The sequence below is a fragment of the Streptomyces ureilyticus genome (assembly GCF_011045025.1).
GTDB lineage: Bacteria > Actinomycetota > Actinomycetes > Streptomycetales > Streptomycetaceae > Streptomyces > Streptomyces ureilyticus.
Map to the genome: position 1 here is coordinate 1 of NZ_JAAKZX010000089.1, position 19,753 is coordinate 19,753.

The window sequence follows — 19,753 nt, forward strand, 5'->3', positions numbered from 1 at the left end:
GACATGAACGCGTCAGTGATCGTCATCAGTCCTGAGCGCGACCGGCGTCCACGATGTCGGACACCGGCAGCTTCCACCTGCCGCCTCCGCCTCGAACGGCCACCTCTCACACGCAGCGGCATCAGCGGCAGGCACACCCACAACTCCCCCCACAGCCCCAGCAACCAGCTCAGCCCCAGCCCGAGCCCGAGCAGGCCCCCACTCCCCCCAGCTCGTTCGCGCTCCCGGCTCCCGCCCACGCTCCGTCGTACGGACCCGCGCATGTGCCCTCCCCCCAGAACGCGACCCCCGCGTCGCAGCCGCACGCATTTGCCTCTACTGCTTCATACACCGCTCGCGACGTTCAGGTTCCACCTCAGCCACAGCCAATTGCGCGGCACCGCGGCAGGCGCGCGGTCCGGCGCACGGGGCCGCCCGCGCAGGTGGCGATTCCGGTGCTGCTGCTCGCGCTGGTCTGCTTCGCGGTCGGGTTCTGGGCCCTGACTCAGATCTGAGCCGAGCCTGAAAGCCCGACAGTCCGAGATGCCCGGAGCTCAGTCGGTGAGCCCCGGTCTGGGTCGGCCAGTTACCTGGCCCGCGGCGGCTCGTATCCCCGCGTGACCGCACCGCCGGACATCGCCGCCGCACCCCCCGCCCGCCTCCGGGCGACCACGGTCCACACTCCGAGAGCCAGCACGAGCACACTCCCCGCACCGATTCCGCCCGCGGCCACCAGCTTCATCGTGGCGTCGCTGTCACCACCGTCGCGCCCGCCCGCTGCCCCGGCCCCGCTCGCCGCCACGTCCTTGTCCCCCTCCGTGACGTCGAGTACACCGCGCGGCCTGGCCGCTCCCGTGTACGCCGGCTCGGTGCCCGGCGCACCGCTCACGCGCACGCTCAGTATCAGCTCGATCGGCCCGTCGCCGAACTTGTCGGCCGCTTCGGCGCCGAGATGCACGGCAAGGTAGTACCAGCCGGCGAACCGCATCCCGTTGATCCGGTCGTCGGGGGTGTACCGGTTCTCGTACGCGACCGCGGGCAGGGGCTCCAAGGCAGCCTTTTTCGGCGTGCCGTCGTATCCGGTGCGAGCGTCGCCGACAAAGGCGCGCACGGGGTTGTGGAGCGACATGACGAGGGCGTTGCCCAGGAAGCCGTCGCCGTCGGCCGCGCCCAGTTCGGCGGTGGCGTAGAGCTGTTGCGCCCAGTCGACCGGGATCCGGTAGAAGAGCGTCTGCCCGGCTCTGATGCCGTCTTTCCAGACGCCCTGCTCGAGGGCGCGCGCGTCGTTGAAGCTCGTACCGCCCCTGCGGGGCTTCGCCGTGCCGCTGACGGGCTCTGGGGAGGCGGAGTTCCAGGTCTCGGGGGCGGTCGTCGGACCGGTCTTCTCGAGGGCGGGCTCGGACACGTACTGAAGCTCCAGACTCCAGTCGTCCGGTGAGGAATCAGCTCGGCTGGTGCGCTCCACGACCACGTAGTACGTCCCTGCCGCCTGGCAGGCGTAGCCGTCGGGGCCGACCCTGCGTGACGCCCAGGCGGTGAGGGGGCGCGGGCTCTCGGTGGGCCCGAACCGGGCTTCATCGGCGTCTCCGGAGAAGCAGATGCGGCCGGCGGAGTCCTGGAAGGAGACCTTGATGCCGTCCGACGAGGCGACCTTCGTCCCCGTCCTGGGGACTGCGGTGGCCGAGACGTACGCGTTGGAGACGCTGTCGAGCCGGAGGCGGTAGTAGGCCTTCTCATTGTTCTGGACGGAGCTCCGGTAGGTCCCGCCCGGGGCCAGCTGTTCGGCCTCGGTCGTGTTCGACGCGCCCTCGACCTGCTGGGCGTCGTCGGCGAAGGCGTATGGATCAGGGAAATCGGCCGCCATCCCCTGCTCGCGCGCCTGCCCCTGCGCCGGCCCGGGCAGCACCGCGACCGCGCACAGCGCCGCCACGCAGGTCATGACCCTACGGCCGCACCACCACGCCGTGCGCCGCCCCATCACGCGCCACCCCTCGTCGTAGCCCCGGATCGTCATCCACCGGGCTCCCGCGAACCGGCATCATCTCGCCCCGAACACCGCGAAGCCCCGACCATCCTGCCCCGCCCGCCACCGCGCCATCCCCGCTTCGGCGACACAAGCGCTTCCTGTGCATGGCGCCACAAAGACATGGGCGCGAAGACACGGAGACAGACTTGGAGACAACGAAAAACCCCGACCGCGAGGGCGGCCGGGGTCTGTACTGAGACTGTCGTCGGTACTCACGAACCCGTGGGCACGGAGTCAGTCGCCTCCGTCCACAGATCCTGCTCGGCGCGATCCGCCTGGATCTGGCGGTACACGAGGAGCCCGCCGATGGCGGCCAGTGCGACCAGGAGAAGCTTCTTCACCGCGCGACCTCGTCTTTCCTTGACGTAGGGGACCTCTGGCGCCCGACTATACACACCGACCGATACCGATCGGTGACCTGCGTCGGCACTCAACTCCCGCCCGGCACACAGCCGTAGAAGCGGATGCCGCGGCTCCGACCGCAGAGCGACAACTCGTTACATTCTTCAATTTTCGCCGCCTTCTTTCACTTTACGGATCTCTTGGGTCCATCCGGGTGGTGTTCATCTGAAGAGCGACGCCCCGCGAGCGTCGGTCCACCACTTCGCGGCCTTCATACACATCATGAGGAAAGTACGCAAATCGCCCAACCCGAAAGTGAGGGACCATGGCCAGGAACAAGGTCATGAAGCTGTGGACCGCCGTCATCACCGCCTTCATCGCCCTGTGCACGACGCTCGGACTGGTCACGACAGCCGGTGCGGCCACCGCAGTAACTCAGACCGAGTCCGCCCGCAAGGCGATCCCCACGGTCACGGCCCCCGCGATGTCCCCCTGGGCATTGCCCTTCAGCCACACCCTGCCTCCCACGATGAAGCAACGCATCCACGCCGAGGCCCACGGCTCCTCACCCAGCTGCCGCCACCGCCCGCCGACGGACATGGACACACCGTCCGAGGACGAGGAGGAGGCGGACTCCGCCGCTCCGTGCACGACCTGACGTAGACGCCGAACACCTTCGCAGACGATCACAGCCGGGCGAACTTGCGTACGCCACCGGACACGAGAAAGACCCCCAACCGCAACTGGTTGGGGGTCTTCATAGTGTGGGGCTAACAGGATTTGAACCTGTGGCCTCATCCTTATCAGCATTGGTCGAACGCCACTGGGTACACGAATATCTGCAGGTCAGGACGTTTTCGCTCGCCGCTCAAAGATCGTTTGGGTGAAGTTTGGGGGAAACTGTGACCGAGCACCGTGGCTGGCAGGCTGAACTTCGCACCGCAAACCCCATCGATTCGACCTTCGCCACCCGCCGGGCTCCGCACGAAGGTCACCAAGGACGTCGGCAGCGCGTGATCGGCCATCACGTTCTCAGGGTCGCCGGTGACCACGAGCCGCCTGGCGTACGGCCTCCCGTGGCATCGAGGTCACGACCCGCTTCTGCCGTTTGCCAGGATGTTGTCGACCAGGACGAAGGCGACGAGGAACATCGGCAACGCGAGCAGCACCAGTTGCCAGAACGGTCGGCGCCGCTTGTGTGTGAGCCACCAGGTGAACAAGGCGGCCGGGTCGATCCTGCGATAAGAACGATCAAGGCCCCGAACACTTCGTCTAGATCGGCACCCCGCGCCGCCGCTACCACAAGAAGGATGCCGAGCAGCATGCCCCAGCTCGCCGCGGCGACAAGGGTCCGTTTGAAGGTCGTACCCGAAGCTGGGCCGAGGGGAGTGAGCGGGACGCTGGATGAGACGCGCTGATGCCAGGGCCTCGACGGCCGCCCTGGGGGACCCGATGGCCTGTCGGCACGGGGTCCATCTGCCTCTGCATCGCTCATGCCCCCGGAGAGTATGTCCGGGTTCCGGGGAGGGGTCCCGAGCACGGCGCTTTCAGCCCTGGCTGCAGGTGCTTGAGGAACTGCGCTGTGATCTCCGGGGTGAAGCTGCCCCGGGCCCGCTGGACAGACGTAGGACGCGGCGGCCGCGCTGACCGCGGCGCAGGCCTGCGCGTACGTCGGATCGTTGCCGCGCTATGAGCCGACGCCGGCGCCGATGGCCAGTTCGGCGCGGGCGGGCGGCAGTCCGGGGGCGAGCAGCCGCAGGAAGTCGGCGCGTGGTGGTCGGTAGGAACAGCCACCCCCACTACAGCCAACCCGCCCCGCCCCAGCCACTAAATGGCAGCCACTTGGTCACCTCGTGACAGCAGACCAGCCCACGCCCACAACGCATGACCAGGCAATCAACAACCGAACACCGCTGACGCACAACCGCTGCCACCACCACGCCCACTCGCCCAGGCGGGCATCGACAGCCTCTATCAGGATGTCGCGACCGGGACCCTCGTCGTCGTCGCGGTCGGCATGGACAAGGTCCTGCGCCGAGGAGGCACACGCTGAGGGTGTCGCCGACGGCGTCCCAAGCTGGGAGCAAATCAACCCCAGTGTGCCTCGCGGAATTGATTTTCCTGATGAAAGGGGGGTGAGCATCAACGTTCGGGTGTCCAACGTAGGGGCGTTCCGTCGGCCGGTCCTCGCGGAGCGCGCCGTCGGCAGTCACACGGACGAGCAAAGGAAACGCAATGGCATTTCGTCTTCTCCGGCGCATGGGCGCGTCACTGGCCGTACCCGCAATCGTCGTGGGCGCCGTCGCCGCCCACGGGCTTCCGGCCACTCACTCGGCGCAGAGCTCGGCCGGCGCAACAGCGGTCGCGAGCCATCTCGATCCCGGCCATACGGAACTGGCCGCCAGTTCTGACTCATGGCACCAGCTGGTCTGGGACCTCGACGCGGGTGATCAGGGGTACCAGACAATGATCAGCCAGGTGCGGTCCCTGGTGACCACCACGGGCGGGCAGCGTCAGAACGTGGATACCCCCAGCGGCAGAAGTGCCGCCGTCGACATCACCTCCCCGAACGCCAACCGCGAGTTCCTCGACCTCCAGGTGCAGGGCGGCGGCCAGGCCATCCACCTGGTCATCCGGCTCAGCGACCTGTACGTCGTCGGCTACTTCTACTACGAGTCCGCTCAGGGCAACGTCTACGTCCCGATGGCCGAGGACAGCCCGGACCTGCCGCAGTCGATTCTCCACAACGGCGTCCCTTCCGTCACGCGGTACGGCTACATGGTCGGGCATGAGAACTACAACGATCTCGCGGGCATGGCCCACACCAGCCTGGCCGATCTCCAGATAAGCCCGGGAAGCCTGCAGGGGTCGCTGTTCGCCATGCGTGAGTACAACAATGTCCAGGGCCGCAACCAGCAGGTCATCGCCGGCGGTCTGCTCCAGTTCATCGTCGCTGTCAGCGAGGGCATCCGCAGCAGGCAGCTCGCGGTGAGCATGACAGGAATGTTCCAAAGCCACCGCACCATGACCCTCGGTGAGCCCAACGTGGAACTGATGCGCAGCTGGTCCGACATCAGCAACGTCCTGACCGGCGCTTCGTCGTCTTCGTCGCCCCCCGCGGTCACCACCAGGTACTGGGGCACGATCGACACCGCCGCCAAGGCCGCGGCGCTCCTGCTGGTGGCGCTCTTCAACAAGGCGTACGGCAGCCCGCCCCACGACGAGCTCTGACCGAAGACACCGGTGCGTCCGGGGAGCCGTACGGGCGCCCCGGACGCACCGGCTGTTGTGGACTGCGGGACAGGGAGTGCCGCCGGCGCCGGTCTCGCGCCGGACAGAACAGGACATAGGCGGTGGAGGCGATGACGAAGCCCAGGCGTATCAGGCCGCGCGCCGCGTCGTAGGGGACGGCGAAGACCGTGCCGCACAGGGTGATCAGTGCGATCCAGCTCCACCAGGGCACCAGGCGCCGCTGCCCATTATTCCAATTAGAGAAGTACGCGCTGTCCGGAAGCGAGCGGGCGCCTTCCTGCCATCGCCATGGCGCAACTGGCCCCTGTACCGCTGGGCCGCAGCGCCCTAGCGCTGTCCGGCGGGTGAGGAGGGGGGCGCCTGCCACGAGCGTGGGCACCTCCCAACCAAACGCCGCTGTGGTGCTTCCGGCTTACAGGGGCGGGCTCGCTGAGAAGAATCCGCCGACGCTCCGGGTCAGTCGCGTGGCCTCCGACAGCCCGAAGCGGGAGGCGAGCAGTGAGCGCTTTCAGCCTGGGCACTGATCGGGTGAGGGGATCGGTGCCCGCAACGCACGAGACTCCCGTGCCGTTGAGGGAGGTGTTCGAAGTCTCAACTCATCGACGCAGGAGCCTCGTTGGTTTCCTATCCTGCCGCACTCGACCTGCCCCATGCCCTGGTCGAGTGGGTCACCATGCTCATCGTCACCCGCGAGGGTGACCGCCGCTGCAAGCTTCCGCCGCACCAGCGTGCCCTGGTCGGCCTGGTGTACCTGCGCCGGCACGACACCCTCGCCCAGCTCGCGGCCGGCTTCGGCATCTCCGTCGGCACCGCGCACGCCTACACGACCGCGGTGATCGGCCTGCTCGCCGACCGCGAGCCCGGTCTGCTGCGTGCCCTACGCGAGGCCGACCCGGACTACGCCCTGCTGGATGGCACCCTCGCGGAGTGCGACCGGGTCGGCGACAGCCGGGCCGACTTCTCCCACAAGCACCGCCGACACGGGGTGAACGTCCAGGTGGTGACCGACCCGGCCGGGAAGCTGCTGTGGATCTCGCCCGCACTGCCCGGCCGTTCGCACGACCTGACCGCGGCCCGCACCCACCGGATCATCCGAATCTGCGAACGCCAGGGCGTTCCCATCCTCGCCGACCGCGCCTACATGGGAGCCGGCCCGTGGGTGACGACGCCCCTCAGACGCCCACCGAACCGTGACCTCACGCCGAGCCAGCAAACCGTCAACCGCGCGTTGTCCACGGCACGGGCACCGGTCGAGCGCGGCATCGCACGACTGAAGTCGTGGCGGATCTTCCGCCGGTCCCGGTGCAGCCCCAATCGAATGTCGTCAATCGCAGCCGCCGTCCTCACCCTTGCGCGGCAGCGCTGAAAGGGCTCAGTGTGTAGACGAGGATGAGGAACGCCACCACGGCCAAGGGCACGAGCAGTTCTATGGGCGCCCCCAACGGCGACAGTCCGAGGAAGGCGAGAATCACGATCACTGCCGCCCACAGGCAGGCGGTTGCCAGGCGTCGCCCGTCAAGGCGGTCTGGCTCGAGTGAGGCCTCTTCGGGGAGCGCCTCCGCCGGCAGTACTGCGGTGAATCGACCAGCGGCGATGTTGAATGGCGCGATCGGAACCGAGCCGTCTTCAGCGCCATCGACGAATTCCACGATGCCGCGCGCCAAGACCTCGGCGTGAGCGGCAGCGTCAGAGGCGAACAGCATCCGCAACGTGATCTGTTACTCCCGCCGTCGCAGCGGAACTCATAGCGCGGTCAGCACGGCGCCCTGGGGCCGAAGGTGAGCAGCCCGCCGCCGACGGGCGTTGGCGAAATTTGGGTGATGATCAAGCTCGTGCAGGCTGACGCTGACCACACAATTTGCCGGTAGAGCAGCCGACGCCGCCGGTTGGGGTAGGCCTGCTCCAACCGGCGGCGTCGGCTGCTCTTCTGCTACGCGTCTTCCGGCTCGGGCGCTTCCTCGGCTGCTGCCTCGCCGCGGCCGATCGTCATGGACCAGCGCACGGTCGAGGAAGCTCGCACAGAAACCGTGCCCTTGCCTTCCACTCCGGCAACACCAACCTGGTTGTAGGTGGTGCTCACTCAGCCTCCGGAGCCGTCGCGGCACTGAGTGATGGCGCTGCACCCCCGGGTGTACGGGTTCGCCTCGGTCGACACGATCAGGTCCGTGTCGAAGCCCCAGTGGGCATTCGGGTCCCGGGCCGGGTCGTACTCGATTTGGGCCCTGATGTGGTGGGGATTAGGGATGAAACGATCGTAGGTGAACGTAGGCGGGTGAAGAGGGTTGATGCGGCCGTCGGTTGTGGCCTGCGTCACTCGGTAGGTCCGCACGCCGACGATCGCGTAATTCGGAATGTGGCGGACGTAGGCCCATTCGTCCTGGCCCCGATAGCGGTCGGCCATATCCGGACGTTCTCGTTCAAGCTGATCGACGACTTTCAGCGCGTTCCTTGCCCACGTCGGATCGATCACATAGACGTAGGAGTGTGTGGTGATTTCCCCTGCCTGGCAGCGTGACATCAGGTAGGGGCCGAACACCGGAATCATGGCGTAGGCCGCCAGCCGGCCCGTCGAGCAACTCGGGTCCCGCGCCACGCCGGTCAAGGCGACGATTCCTTGGCTCCGCGCGAAATCCTCCGCCCGAGCCAGCGTCCCGCTCGTCGAGATGTAGTTGCTCTCCATGGAGCCTTCTCCGCCGTGGACATGACGGACGAGGTCGTTGTTCTGTCCCCGTGCCGTGAAACCGTCTCTGAAGATCTCGTCCGGCGCGCGGGAGTCCCCGCGGTACAGGTCGCGCGGGAACGCACTCTGCGGATCGATGTCCGCATTGTGCAGAGACGGACACTGCTCCCCGCCGGACCCCGAGGAGGAGCCTCCCGGGCAGGGACCGTCGGCGGCGACGGCGCTCGGCAGTGCGCCGAGCGGGCCGAGCAGCATGGCGAGCACCGCCAGCATGAGCGTGGACACGACGGACGCGACCGTGTGTCTGCGGCGGCGCAGAAGACCGGTTCCATGGGCCGGTACGGGCGGCGGCTGTTCGGCGGCTCCCCGTTCGGGGACTGCCATGACGTCTGGGTAGGACATCGCTCTGTTCTCCAGGTCCTTGGCGTGCCGGGATCCGGCTTGACCCGAGCGAGCCTGCCGACGGAACAGTTGATTGGCACGTCCCTTTCATCCGGTCAATCAATTCCGGAGGCACCTCAGGGTTGTCCGCCGTCACGTTCCGTGGCTGTCGTCACGCCACATCGTGGCCGGAAAGTAATTACGCCGCTTCCGCCAGAAACGGGGCCGCAGACCGTGGTGCCTGCGGCCCCGCTCGGGCGCCTGGATCAGGACGGGTCGCCGTACTGGAGGCCGCGTCCGTTGGTACCGACGTAGACGCGCCCGTAGGTGTCGGGGTCGCCGGAGACGACGCCGGCCCCGCCGATGCTGCCCCACTGGTGGGCGTCGTCGCGACGGATTGCGAGCCGCTGCGGCAATGGAACTAAACCAGAACGCTCACTGCACCAGACACGTCACTGCCCGCCCCTGCCTCGACGCTCGTCCTAGGGAAGAGGCTGGGTGAAATTTGGGTGACGATCAAGCTCGTAAGGGCCGATGTAGACCACGTCAGACCAACGCACACCAACACCCCCACCGAGCCCCAAACAAAGAGCGGACGCTTCCCACCAGGGGAAACGCCCGCTCTTCTCGATCTTCGACTGTGGGGCTAACAGGATTTGAACCTGTGGCCTCATCCTTATCAGGGATGCGCTCTAACCAACTGAGCTATAGCCCCGCCGCGCTCTGCGGTGTACGTCCCGCGCGCTGACCTCTGAAGATTAGCGCACCTCCGGGTCAGTCCCAAAATCGATATCCGAGGTGGCCCCTTGCCTGCCCGGACGGTGTTGGAGCGCATCCCTGACGAGGATGCGCTCACACCGTCAAGAGGCCCTGAAGACGGGTTACTCGTCTTCCGCGAGCGTCAGCTCAATGCCGCCGACGAAGCCCGCCGAGAGGTTGTAGATGAACGCGCCGAGGGTGGCGAGCGCGGTGGCGAGGGCTACGTCGATGACCGCGATGATCGACGTGAAGATGAGCACGCGCGGCAGCGACAGGAAGGACTGCAGGTCGAAGCCGTTGGACTCGTTCGAGCCCGTGGCCTCGGAGATCGTGCCGCCCACCGTGGAAAAGACGCCCATGGCGTCCATGACCATCCACAGCACCGCGGCCGCGACAATCGTGCAGATGCCAAGCGCGATGGAGAGCAGGAAGCTGACCTTCATCACCGACCAGGGGTCGGCCTTCGCCACCCGAAGGCGCGCCTTGCGGGTGCGAGGTGTCGTACTCGCTCCGGTGCGCGGCCGACGGACGGCGTCGGCCGCCGGCGGTGGCGGCGGCGGCGGCTGTGTCGGGTACGCCTGCGGCGGGTGGTACGGCTGTGCGGGCTGCTGGGGCTGCCGCTCGCCGGGCAACGGCGAACCGGAGGCCGGAGGCGCCGGCGCGCTGCCAGGCGCCGCGCCCGCCGCGTATTGCGGCGTCTGCGCGCCTCGGGTGTCCGTCACAGTTCCCCCCTGGGATTCCTGGGAGTCATTGGGCGCATGGGAGCCCTTCGCGTCCGTGGCGGGGCCACGGCCGCCGTCCCTCTCCGTACCGGTCGGTCCGGCGCCCGTGGCTCCGCTCACGATGACTCACTCCTCGCGCTACTCGGCCGTGGACTCGTCGCCCTCGTCCGTCGTGCCGACGACCGTGTCGGCCTCGTCCGATTCGTCGACGTCCACAGCGTCGACCTCCTCGGCCTCGCGACCGGCCTCGGCGTTCCGAGCGATACCGACGACGGCATCGCGCTTGCCCAGGTTGATCAGTTGGACGCCCATGGTGTCACGGCCCGTCTCCCTGATCTCGTTGACCCGTGTACGAATCACACCGCCCGACAGCGTGATGGCGAGGATCTCGTCCGTCTCCTCGACCACCAGCGCGCCGACGAGTGATCCGCGGTCCTCCACGATCTTGGCGGCCTTGATGCCGAGGCCGCCGCGACCCTGGACGCGGTACTCGTCGACGGGCGTCCGCTTCGCGTACCCACCGTCGGTGGCAGTGAACACGAACGTACCGGTTCGAACAACATTCATCGAGAGCAGCTCGTCTCCCTGACGGAAGCTCATGCCCTTGACACCCGAGGTGGCGCGGCCCATGGGGCGTAGCGCGTCATCCGTCGCCGTGAACCTGATCGATTGCGCCTTCTTGCTGATCAGAAGCAGATCGTCCTCTGCTGAAACCAGCTCGGCACCGATCAGTTCATCGTCGGAACCGGCCTCCGTCTCACGGAGGTTGATCGCGATGACGCCGCCGGAACGCGGGGAATCGTAATCCTTGAGAGGCGTCTTCTTTACCAGACCGCCCTTGGTGGCCAGTACGAGATAAGGCGCCGCTTCGTAGTCACGGATCGCGAGGATCTCGGCGATCGCTTCGTCCGGCTGGAAGGCCAGCAGGTTCGCGACGTGCTGGCCACGCGCCTCCCTGCCGGCGTCCGGCAGTTCGTACGCCTTCGCCCGGTAGACGCGGCCCTTGTTGGTGAAGAACAGCAGCCAGTGGTGCGTCGTCGACACGAAGAAGTGGTCGACGATGTCGTCTTCCTTGAGCTTCGTGCCGCGTACGCCCTTGCCGCCGCGCTTCTGGGAGCGGTAGTCGTCGGTTTTTGTGCGCTTGACGTAGCCACCGCGCGTGATGGTGACGACGATGTCCTCTTCTGCGATCAGGTCCTCGATGGACATGTCGCCGTCGAAGGGCACCAGCTTGGAGCGGCGGTCGTCGGCGAACTTCTCGACGATCGCGGCGAGTTCCTCGCTGATGATGCCGCGCTGGCGGACCGGCGAGGCGAGGATCTCGTTGTATTCGGTGATCTTCGCCTGGAGTTCGTCGTGCTCCTGGACGATCTTCTGGCGTTCCAGGGCGGCGAGGCGCCGCAACTGCATCTCGAGGATGGCGTTGGCCTGGATCTCGTCGATCTCCAGGAGGCCCCTCAGGCCATCTCGCGCGATCTCGACGGTGTCACTGCGCCGGATCAGTGCGATGACCTCGTCGATGGCGTCCAGGGCCTTCAGAAGGCCGCGCAGGATGTGCGCGCGCTCCTCGGCCTTGCGCAGCCTGAAGCGCGTACGACGGACGATGACCTCGATCTGGTGGCTCACCCAGTGGCGGATGAACGCGTCGAGCGACAGCGTGCGCGGCACGCCGTCCACCAGCGCCAGCATGTTGGCGCCGAAGTTCGTCTGCAGATCGGTGTGCTTGTAGAGGTTGTTCAGTACGACCTTGGCGACCGCGTCGCGCTTCAGGACGATGACCAGCCGCTGGCCGGTACGGGACGAGGTCTCGTCGCGTACGTCCGCGATGCCGCCGATCTTGCCGTCCTTCACGAGGTCGGCGATCTTCTGCGCGAGGTTGTCCGGGTTGACCTGGTACGGCAGCTCCGTGACCACCAGGCACTGGCGGTTCTGGATCTCCTCGACCTCGACGACCGCGCGCATCGTGATGGAGCCGCGGCCCGTGCGGTAGGCCTCCTCGATGCCTTTTCGGCCCACTACTAGGGCACCGCTCGGGAAATCGGGGCCCTTGATGCGCTCGATCAGGGCGTCGAGCAGCTCTTCGTGGGAGGCCTCGGGATTCTCCAGGTACCACTGGGCGCCGGCCGCGACCTCGCGGAGGTTGTGCGGCGGGATGTTGGTGGCCATGCCGACCGCGATGCCCGCCGAGCCGTTGATCAGCAGGTTCGGGAAGCGGGCCGGCAGGACCGTCGGCTCCTGGGAGCGGCCGTCGTAGTTGTCCGTGAAGTCGACGGTCTCCTCGTCGATGTCGCGGACCATCTCCATGGACTGCGGCATCAACTTGCACTCGGTGTACCGCATGGCCGCGGCCGGGTCGTTGCCCGGAGAGCCGAAGTTGCCGTTGGAGTCCACCAGCGGCATCCGCATCGACCACGGCTGCGCGAGGCGGACCAGCGCGTCGTAGATCGAGGAGTCGCCGTGCGGGTGGTAGTTGCCCATGACGTCGCCGACGACGCGGGCGCACTTGTAGAAGCCCTTCTCGGGCCGGTAGCCGCCGTCGTACATGGCGTACAGCACCCGGCGGTGGACGGGCTTGAGACCGTCCCGTACGTCCGGCAGGGCGCGCGACACGATGACGGACATCGCGTAGTCGAGGTACGAGCGCTGCATCTCCGTCTCGAGCCCGACGGGCTCGACCCGCAGGGCCAGGCCCTCGTCCACAGGCGTGACTGGAATGTTCTCGTCGGTCATTGCTGGTGAAGATCCTTTCTGGTGCGGTCAGCTGAGACCGACTCAGATGTCGAGGAAGCGGACGTCCTTGGCGTTGCGCTGGATGAACTGGCGGCGCGCCTCGACGTCCTCGCCCATCAGGACCGAGAACAGGTCGTCGGCCTGGGCGGCGTCGTCGAGCGTGACCTGGCCGAGAACGCGGTGCTCCTGGTCCATGGTCGTGATGCGCAGCTCCTCGGCGTTCATCTCACCGAGACCCTTGAAGCGCTGGACCGAGTCGTCGCGGATGCGCTTGCCGTTCTGGCGGCCGAGCTCGATCAGCGCGTCGCGCTCGCGGTCCGAGTACGCGTACTCGAAGTCGTCCCGGCCCCACTTGATCTTGTAGAGCGGAGGGCGCGACAGGAAGACGTGGCCCGCCTCGACGAGCGGCCGCATGAAGCGGAACAGGAACGTCAGCAGCAGGGTGTTGATGTGCTGACCGTCGACATCGGCGTCCGCCATCAGGATGATCTTGTGATAGCGGAGCCTTGCGATGTCGAAGTCCTCGTGGACTCCGGTACCGAAGGCCGAGATCAGCGCCTGGATCTCCTGGTTCTGCAGGATCTTGTCGATCCGCGCCTTCTCGACGTTGAGGATCTTGCCTCGGATCGGGAGGATCGCCTGGTACTCGGGGTTGCGGCCGGACTTGGCGGAGCCGCCGGCGGAGTCACCCTCGACGATGAAGATCTCGCACTTGGTGGGGTCGTTCGACTGGCAGTCGGAGAGCTTGCCCGGCAGGGACGCCGACTCCAGCAGGCCCTTGCGGCGCGTCAGGTCGCGCGCCTTGCGGGCCGCCACGCGCGCGGTGGCCGCCTGGATGCCCTTGCGGATGATGTCCGCCGCCTCGGTCGGGTTGCGGTCCAGCCAGTCGTTGAGGTGCTCGTAGACGACCTTCTGGACGAAGGTCTTCACCTCGGTGTTGCCCAGCTTGGTCTTGGTCTGGCCCTCGAACTGGGGCTCGCTCAGCTTGACCGAGATGATCGCGGTCAGACCCTCGCGGATGTCGTCGCCCGTGAGGTTGTCGTCCTTCTCACGCAGCAGCTTCTTGTCGCGCGCGTACTTGTTGATCAGGTTCGTCAGCGCGGCGCGGAAGCCCTCTTCGTGCGTACCGCCTTCATGTGTGTGGATGATGTTGGCGAAGGAGTACACGCCCTCGCTGTAACCGCTGTTCCACTGCATGGCGAGTTCGAGGGAAAGGCTCTTGTCCTTGTCTTCCGCCTCGAGGTCGATCACGGTGGGATGCACCACGTCTCCCTTGCGGGAGTTGAGGTACTTCACGAAATCGACGATGCCGCCCTCGTAGTGGTACGAGACGCTTTTGACCTCGTGCTTCTCGTCCTCGCCCGCCTCGTCCGCCCCGGCTGTGGCCTTCGCCGACTCGCGCTCGTCGGTGAGGTTGATCCTCAGCCCCTTGTTGAGGAACGCCATCTCCTGGAAACGCCGCGAGAGCGTCTCGAAGGAGTACTCGGTGGTCTCGAAGATGTCCGGGTCGGCCCAGAAGGTGACCGTGGTGCCGTGCTCGTCCGTGGCCTCGTGCTTGGCAAGCGGGGCCGTCGGGACCCCCAACTTGTAGTCCTGCGTCCAGCGATAACCGTCGGTCTTGATCTCGACGGAGACCTTGCTCGACAGGGCGTTCACGACGGAGACACCCACGCCGTGCAGACCGCCGGAGACCGCGTAGCCGCCGCCGCCGAACTTCCCGCCCGCGTGCAGGACCGTCAGCACGACCTCGACGGCCGGCTTGCCCTCGGAGGGGACGATGCCGACCGGGATGCCACGACCGTTGTCGACAACCCGCACGCCGCCGTCGGCGAGGATCGTGACGTCGATGGTGTCCGCGTGGCCGGCCAGCGCCTCGTCGACTGAGTTGTCGACGACCTCTTGCACCAGGTGGTGCAGTCCGCGCTCACCGGTCGAGCCGATGTACATGCCGGGTCGCTTGCGGACCGCGTCCAGACCCTCGAGGACGGTGATGGCACTGGCGTCGTACAACGAGGCTGTGACCTCGCCGTTCGCGCCGGCGTCGGTGGACGGGATGTTCTCGTTGGGGTTGCCGGAATCGGCCACGAAGCGCCCTTTCTGGCACAGCACAGACCAAGCTCTCAGCGGATGGCCGGAGCGGCTGCGGCGTGTTGCGTTGGTAAGCCTTAGTCAGCGTTGCTCGGTGTGTCCCACAAGTGGGGCGGGATTAGCCTCCAGTCTACCGGTAGCGCCGACAGTGATGGGCGTTTGCCGGTACCTGAGTCCGCATGTGCCGCCCTGAACCGGACTCGGACGACTCCCCATACGTCGACTGGGAGTCCAAGAGGCTCACAGCGGCACTCAGCGCTTCGGGATGCCAACCCCGCGCAACCAACGGCATACCGCCCGGTCTGTCTCACTCGTAGGTGTCGCCGGGACCCTTGCTGCCGGGCGCGCGCAGGGGGCCGAAGCGGCGGACGGGACCCCCGGGACCGTGCACCTTGAGCAGCCGCACCGTGCCATGACCGAGGTCCTCGTTCAGCCGGGCCACCAGCTGCGGGGCCAGCAGGCGCAGATTCGTCGCCCACGCCGTGGAATCGCACCGCACGACCAGGGTCCGCTCGTCCTCGTCGTACTTCTCCGGTACGCAGTGCTTGGCCAGGTCGTCCCCGACGATCTGAGGCCAGCGGCCCATGACCCCGCCCACAGCGGCCGGAGTCTCCCAGCCGCGCTCGGTGATCAGCCGGTTGACGGCGGCTCCGAGCGCCATCGGGTCGCGACCGTCCGCGCGCGCACCGGAGCGCAGGCCCCCGCGCCGCGCCTGCTTCTTCTGCTGCGCAGCATCCCCACGCGCGCGTGCCTGTTCCCTCGCCGCGCGCAGAGCCACGCGCGCGAGGTCGACGCCGGACGGCTCAGGAACCTGGGGGGCCTTCTCCGGTTCCGGTGTGTTTTTGCTCATACGCGCTCCACCGCACCCTCCGCCACTACATACCGCGACCCCGCCAGTACGGTCGGTACATCGTCGTCGACCGCCGCCGTCACCAGGACCTGCTCACCCGGCGCGACCAGCTCGGCGAGACGTTCACGGCGCCGGGTGTCGAGCTCGGCGAACACGTCGTCGAGGACCAGCACCGGCTCATTGCCCTCGGCCCGCAGCAGGTCGTACGAGGCCAGGCGCAGCGCCAGCGCGTACGACCAGGACTCGCCGTGTGACGCATATCCCTTCGCGGGCATCTGGCCAAGTTTGAGCAGCAGCTCGTCCCTGTGCGGACCGACCAGCGTGACGCCCCGCTCGATCTCCTGCTTACGGGCCTCCACAAGGGCCGCCATCAGCTGCTCGTACAGCTCCTCGCGCGCGTGGCCGACGATTTCGGGCGAGGAGGGCTTGTACTCCAGGGTTACAGGGCCGCCGCCGGGCGCCAGCTGCTCGTACGCCTTGTCGGCCAGCGGCTGGAGCGCGGCGATCAGATCGAGCCGCTGCGCGAGCAACTCGGCGCCCACGCGCGCGAGGTGCTGGTCCCACACGTCGAGCGTGGACAGGTCCAAGGAGCGGCCGCCGTGGCGACGGGCCAGCGCGGCCGACTTGAGAAGGGTGTTGCGCTGCTTGAGCACGCGCTCGTAATCGGAGCGCACGCCCGCCATGCGCGGGGCGCGCGCGGTGATCAGCTCGTCCAGGAAGCGCCGGCGCTCGCCCGGGTCGCCCTTGACGAGTGCGAGATCCTCTGGAGCGAACAGCACGGTCCGGACGATGCCGAGTACGTCACGGGGTCTGACCTGCGACGACCTGTTAATACGGGCGCGGTTCGCCTTCCCGGGGTTCAGCTCCAGCTCGACGAGCTGCTGACGCTCGCCCTGCCGTACCTGCGCCCTGATGATCGCGCGGTCCGCACCTACCCGTACAAGTGGCGCATCGGAGGAGACGCGATGGCTTCCGAGAGTCGCCAGGTAGCCGACCGCCTCGACGAGGTTGGTCTTGCCTTGCCCGTTGGGGCCCACGAAGGCCGTGACGCCCGGATCGAGCGCGACCTCGACCCGGGCGTACGAGCGGAAGTCGGCCAGCGACAGATGCGTGACGTGCATGGTCGTTCGCCGACCTCCCCCAACGTGATGCTTCCGGTTGTCCCCGGCCTGTCCCCTGCTTGTGGACAACCAGGTCACCCCAGGTGTGGAGAACCCGGGATGTGGACTACTTCTTCTCGACCGCGTGGCCGCCAAACTGGTTCCGCAGCGCCGCGATCATCTTCATCTGCGGCGAATCGTCCTGGCGGGAGGCAAAGCGCGCGAAGAGCGACGCGGTGATCGCCGGCAGCGGAACCGCGTTGTCGATGGCGGCCTCCACAGTCCAGCGGCCCTCTCCGGAATCCTGTGCATAACCCTTGAGCTGCTCCAGGTGCTCGTCCTCGTCGAGGGCGTTGACCGCCAGGTCGAGCAGCCAGGAACGGATGACCGTGCCCTCCTGCCAGGAGCGGAACACCTCACGTACGTCCGTGACGGAGTCGGCCGCCTGCAGCAGCTCCCAGCCCTCGGCATAAGCCTGCATCATCGCGTACTCGATGCCGTTGTGGACCATCTTCGCGAAGTGCCCGGCGCCGACCTTGCCCGCGTGCACGGCGCCCGCGTCGCCCTCCGGCTTGAGCGCGTCGAGGACCGGCCGCACCTTGGCTATGTTCTCGGCGTCGCCGCCGTACATCAGCGCATAGCCGTTCTCCAGGCCCCAGACTCCGCCCGAGACGCCGCAGTCGACGAAGCCGATACCCTTGGCGGCCAGCTCCTCGGCGTGCCTCTCGTCGTCGGTCCAGCGCGAATTGCCGCCGTCCACGACGACGTCGCCGGGCTCCAGGAGATCGGCGAGCTCGTCGATGGTGGACTGCGTCGCCGCCCCGGCCGGGACCATCACCCACACCACGCGCGGAGCGCCGAGCTTGCCCACAAGCTCCTCGAGGCTGTGGACATCGGCGAGGTCCGGATTGCGGTCGTATCCGAAGACGGTGTGGCCTGCGCGGCGTATGCGCTCGCGCATGTTGCCGCCCATCTTGCCGAGACCGACGAGACCGAGCTCCATCAGGGTGTTCCTTCACTGACGACGTGGCGTGAGGGCACTTTCGTACCTGCGTCCGAGCCTAAACCCGGACGCTCCCGCACATCTGTGGGCATAGCCGCTCAGACGTACGCCCTCACCTGCGGACTCTCGTCAGCCGCTCAGCCGCTCAGCCGCACCGGCATGATCAGGTACTTGTACGCCTCGTCCGCCTCGGCGTCCACGGCGGGCTTGCCGCTGAGGAGCGCCGGCTTGGTGGACGTCGTGAAGGAGAGCTGGGCCACCGGGGAGTCGATGGCGCTCAGGCCGTCGAGCAGAAACGTCGGGTTGAAGGCGATCGAGACGTCGTCGCCCTCCAGCTGGGCGTCAACCCTTTCCACAGCCTGTGCGTCGTCGCTGGAGCCGGCCTCCAGGATCAGCACACCCTGCTCGAAGCTGAGCCGCACCGGGGTGTTCCGCTCGGCGACCAAGGCCACGCGCTTGACGGCCTCCACAAAGGGGGCGGTCTCGATGACGGCGATCGAGTTGAACTCTGTCGGGAACAGCGAGCGGTACTTCGGAAGGTCGCCCTCCAGCAGGCGCGTGGTCGTACGCCGTCCCGCGCCCTCGAAGCCGATCAGCCCCTCGCCCGCGCCCGACCCGGACAGCGCCAGGATCACGCTGTCACCGCTCGTGAGCGCCTTGGCGGTGTCCAGGAGCGTCTTGGCGGGCACCAGGGCGACCGCGGACGCCTCCGGGTTCTCCGGCTTCCACAGGAACTCACGGACCGCGAAGCGGTAGCGGTCGGTGGACGCCAGCGTGACCGTGTCGCCCTCGATCTCGATACGCACGCCGGTGAGGACGGGCAGTGTGTCGTCGCGGCCGGCGGCGATGGCCACCTGGGCGGCCGCGGAGGCGAAGACCTCACCGGGGACGGTGCCCGTGGCCGACGGCATCTGTGGCAGCGCGGGGTACTCCTCCACAGGCAGGGTGTGGAGTGTGAAGCGCGAGGAGCCGCAGACCACCGTCGCCCGTACACCGTCTGTGGAAATCTCCACCGGCCGGTTGGGGAGGGCGCGGCAGATGTCGGCGAGCAGGCGGCCGGAGACGAGCACCGTGCCTTCCTCGTCGACCTCGGCGTCCACGGAGACGCGTGCCGAGACCTCGTAGTCGAAGCTGGACAGGCTCAGCGCGCCCTCCTCGGCCTTCAGCAGAAGGCCGGCGAGCACAGGCGCCGGCGGTCGTGCCGGGAGGCTGCGTGCCGCCCAGGCCACTGCCTCCGCGAGTACGTCGCGTTCCACCCGGATCTTCACCGTTGCCGCCTCCGTCTGTTGCCGGCGCTCTCGCCCTGCTTCGCGTTCGTCGTCTGACTCGGTGTCGCTCGGTCCACTCAGGGGAAGGACACCGGGGACCAGTCTGACGCACAGCACTGACAGTCGGTGCCCCTCGGGGTCAAGTCGTTCCGAGCGGCACCTGAGGCGCCGAGCGCGAGTTGTGCACAGCCCCGTCTTCGAAACGAATTCTCAGCTCTCTCTAGTTGGAAGTAGTAGTAGGGGCTGTGGATACCGTGGATAACCCCGTATGCGCAGGTCAGCGCCGGTTTTTTGTCCACTGGCCCTGTGGGCGGAGGCGGTGGACAACTGGGGTGCGCTGTGGACGGGGAAAAGTTCTGCACACCCGATGCACAGGATCGGGGCAGTTCTCCCCAGCGGCGTCCCCAGCTTTACCCAGGTTCCCCACAGCCCAACCGGACACCTTGGTGTGACGCGGTTCACTCAGGGCGGTGAAAGGGCACGTCACGTTGCCGAACAGTGGACAGTGATGTGGAGAAACCGGAGATCGCTGGGGACAACCGGCCTCAGCCTGTGGGCCACCGGTGGAGAACC

General features: G+C 67.4%; 17 protein-coding genes and 1 tRNA gene. 3 read left to right on the plus strand and 15 right to left on the minus strand.

Features of this window, described 5'->3' with window-relative positions:
- Positions 1-565 precede the first annotated feature (565 nt).
- Both G6048_RS25555 and G6048_RS49875 read right to left on the minus strand, forming a co-directional pair.
- Positions 566-1,993, minus strand: coding sequence for a hypothetical protein (locus G6048_RS25555; protein ID WP_206342122.1), 1,428 nt, complete (start codon positions 1,991-1,993; stop codon positions 566-568).
- 224 nt (positions 1,994-2,217) lie between these two features.
- Positions 2,218-2,346, minus strand: a complete 129-nt coding sequence (locus G6048_RS49875; RefSeq protein ID WP_003999697.1) for a DLW-39 family protein — start codon at positions 2,344-2,346, stop codon at positions 2,218-2,220.
- Between the two features lie 326 nt (positions 2,347-2,672).
- Between G6048_RS49875 and G6048_RS25565 the strand changes: the two genes are divergently transcribed.
- On the plus strand, positions 2,673-3,005 hold the full coding sequence (locus G6048_RS25565; RefSeq protein ID WP_165341934.1) for a DUF6344 domain-containing protein: 333 nt from the start codon (positions 2,673-2,675) through the stop codon (positions 3,003-3,005).
- A 430-nt stretch (positions 3,006-3,435) separates the two neighbouring features.
- On the opposite strand, the gene G6048_RS51040 is transcribed toward G6048_RS25565, so the two are convergent.
- Positions 3,436-3,567, minus strand: coding sequence for a hypothetical protein (locus G6048_RS51040; protein ID WP_268979008.1), 132 nt, complete (start codon positions 3,565-3,567; stop codon positions 3,436-3,438).
- A gap of 1,015 nt (positions 3,568-4,582) precedes the next feature.
- Here G6048_RS51040 and G6048_RS25570 point away from each other — a divergent pair.
- Both G6048_RS25570 and G6048_RS25575 read left to right on the plus strand, forming a co-directional pair.
- Positions 4,583-5,578, plus strand: coding sequence for a ribosome-inactivating family protein (locus tag G6048_RS25570; protein WP_165341935.1), 996 nt, complete (start codon positions 4,583-4,585; stop codon positions 5,576-5,578).
- A 637-nt stretch (positions 5,579-6,215) separates the two neighbouring features.
- A complete protein-coding gene (locus G6048_RS25575) occupies positions 6,216-6,965 on the plus strand; it encodes a transposase family protein (protein WP_165341936.1) in 750 nt (249 codons plus the stop codon).
- Here G6048_RS25575 and G6048_RS25580 read toward each other — a convergent pair.
- The 12 genes from G6048_RS25580 to dnaN form a co-directional block, all read right to left on the minus strand.
- The gene (locus tag G6048_RS25580) at positions 6,943-7,302 is read right to left on the minus strand and encodes a hypothetical protein (RefSeq protein WP_165341937.1); all 360 of its coding nucleotides are present in this window, start codon (positions 7,300-7,302) and stop codon (positions 6,943-6,945) included. The genes G6048_RS25575 and G6048_RS25580 overlap by 23 nt on opposite strands.
- A 227-nt stretch (positions 7,303-7,529) precedes the next feature.
- The gene (locus tag G6048_RS25585; RefSeq protein WP_165341938.1) at positions 7,530-7,679 is read right to left on the minus strand and encodes a hypothetical protein; all 150 of its coding nucleotides are present in this window, start codon (positions 7,677-7,679) and stop codon (positions 7,530-7,532) included.
- Positions 7,680-8,564 carry a hypothetical protein gene (locus tag G6048_RS25590; RefSeq protein WP_165341939.1) on the minus strand — a complete coding sequence of 295 codons (885 nt, stop codon included), beginning with the start codon at positions 8,562-8,564 and terminating at the stop codon, positions 7,680-7,682.
- A 362-nt stretch (positions 8,565-8,926) separates the two neighbouring features.
- Positions 8,927-9,076 carry a hypothetical protein gene (locus G6048_RS25595; protein WP_165341932.1) on the minus strand — a complete coding sequence of 50 codons (150 nt, stop codon included), beginning with the start codon at positions 9,074-9,076 and terminating at the stop codon, positions 8,927-8,929.
- A 225-nt stretch (positions 9,077-9,301) separates the two neighbouring features.
- Positions 9,302-9,375, minus strand: a tRNA-Ile gene (locus G6048_RS25600).
- Between the two features lie 166 nt (positions 9,376-9,541).
- Positions 9,542-10,261: a DUF3566 domain-containing protein gene (locus G6048_RS25605; protein ID WP_165341940.1), complete on the minus strand. Its 720-nt coding sequence runs from the start codon at positions 10,259-10,261 to the stop codon at positions 9,542-9,544.
- An 18-nt stretch (positions 10,262-10,279) separates the two neighbouring features.
- Complete coding sequence (gyrA, locus tag G6048_RS25610) at positions 10,280-12,871, minus strand: DNA gyrase subunit A (RefSeq protein WP_165341941.1); 2,592 nt, start codon at positions 12,869-12,871, stop codon at positions 10,280-10,282.
- 42 nt (positions 12,872-12,913) lie between these two features.
- Entirely contained in the window at positions 12,914-14,956 is a 2,043-nt protein-coding gene (gyrB, locus tag G6048_RS25615; RefSeq protein ID WP_328826946.1) for a DNA topoisomerase (ATP-hydrolyzing) subunit B, read from the minus strand.
- A 310-nt stretch (positions 14,957-15,266) separates the two neighbouring features.
- A complete protein-coding gene (locus tag G6048_RS25620) occupies positions 15,267-15,809 on the minus strand; it encodes a DUF721 domain-containing protein (protein ID WP_165341943.1) in 543 nt (180 codons plus the stop codon).
- Complete coding sequence (recF, locus tag G6048_RS25625; protein WP_165341944.1) at positions 15,806-16,930, minus strand: DNA replication/repair protein RecF; 1,125 nt, start codon at positions 16,928-16,930, stop codon at positions 15,806-15,808. The genes G6048_RS25620 and recF overlap by 4 nt, the downstream gene beginning before the upstream one ends.
- A 106-nt stretch (positions 16,931-17,036) precedes the next feature.
- A complete protein-coding gene (gene gnd, locus G6048_RS25630; protein ID WP_165341945.1) occupies positions 17,037-17,912 on the minus strand; it encodes a phosphogluconate dehydrogenase (NAD(+)-dependent, decarboxylating) in 876 nt (291 codons plus the stop codon).
- Between the two features lie 137 nt (positions 17,913-18,049).
- Entirely contained in the window at positions 18,050-19,180 is a 1,131-nt protein-coding gene (gene dnaN / locus G6048_RS25635) for a DNA polymerase III subunit beta (protein ID WP_033321309.1), read from the minus strand.
- Positions 19,181-19,753: the final 573 nt, after the last annotated feature.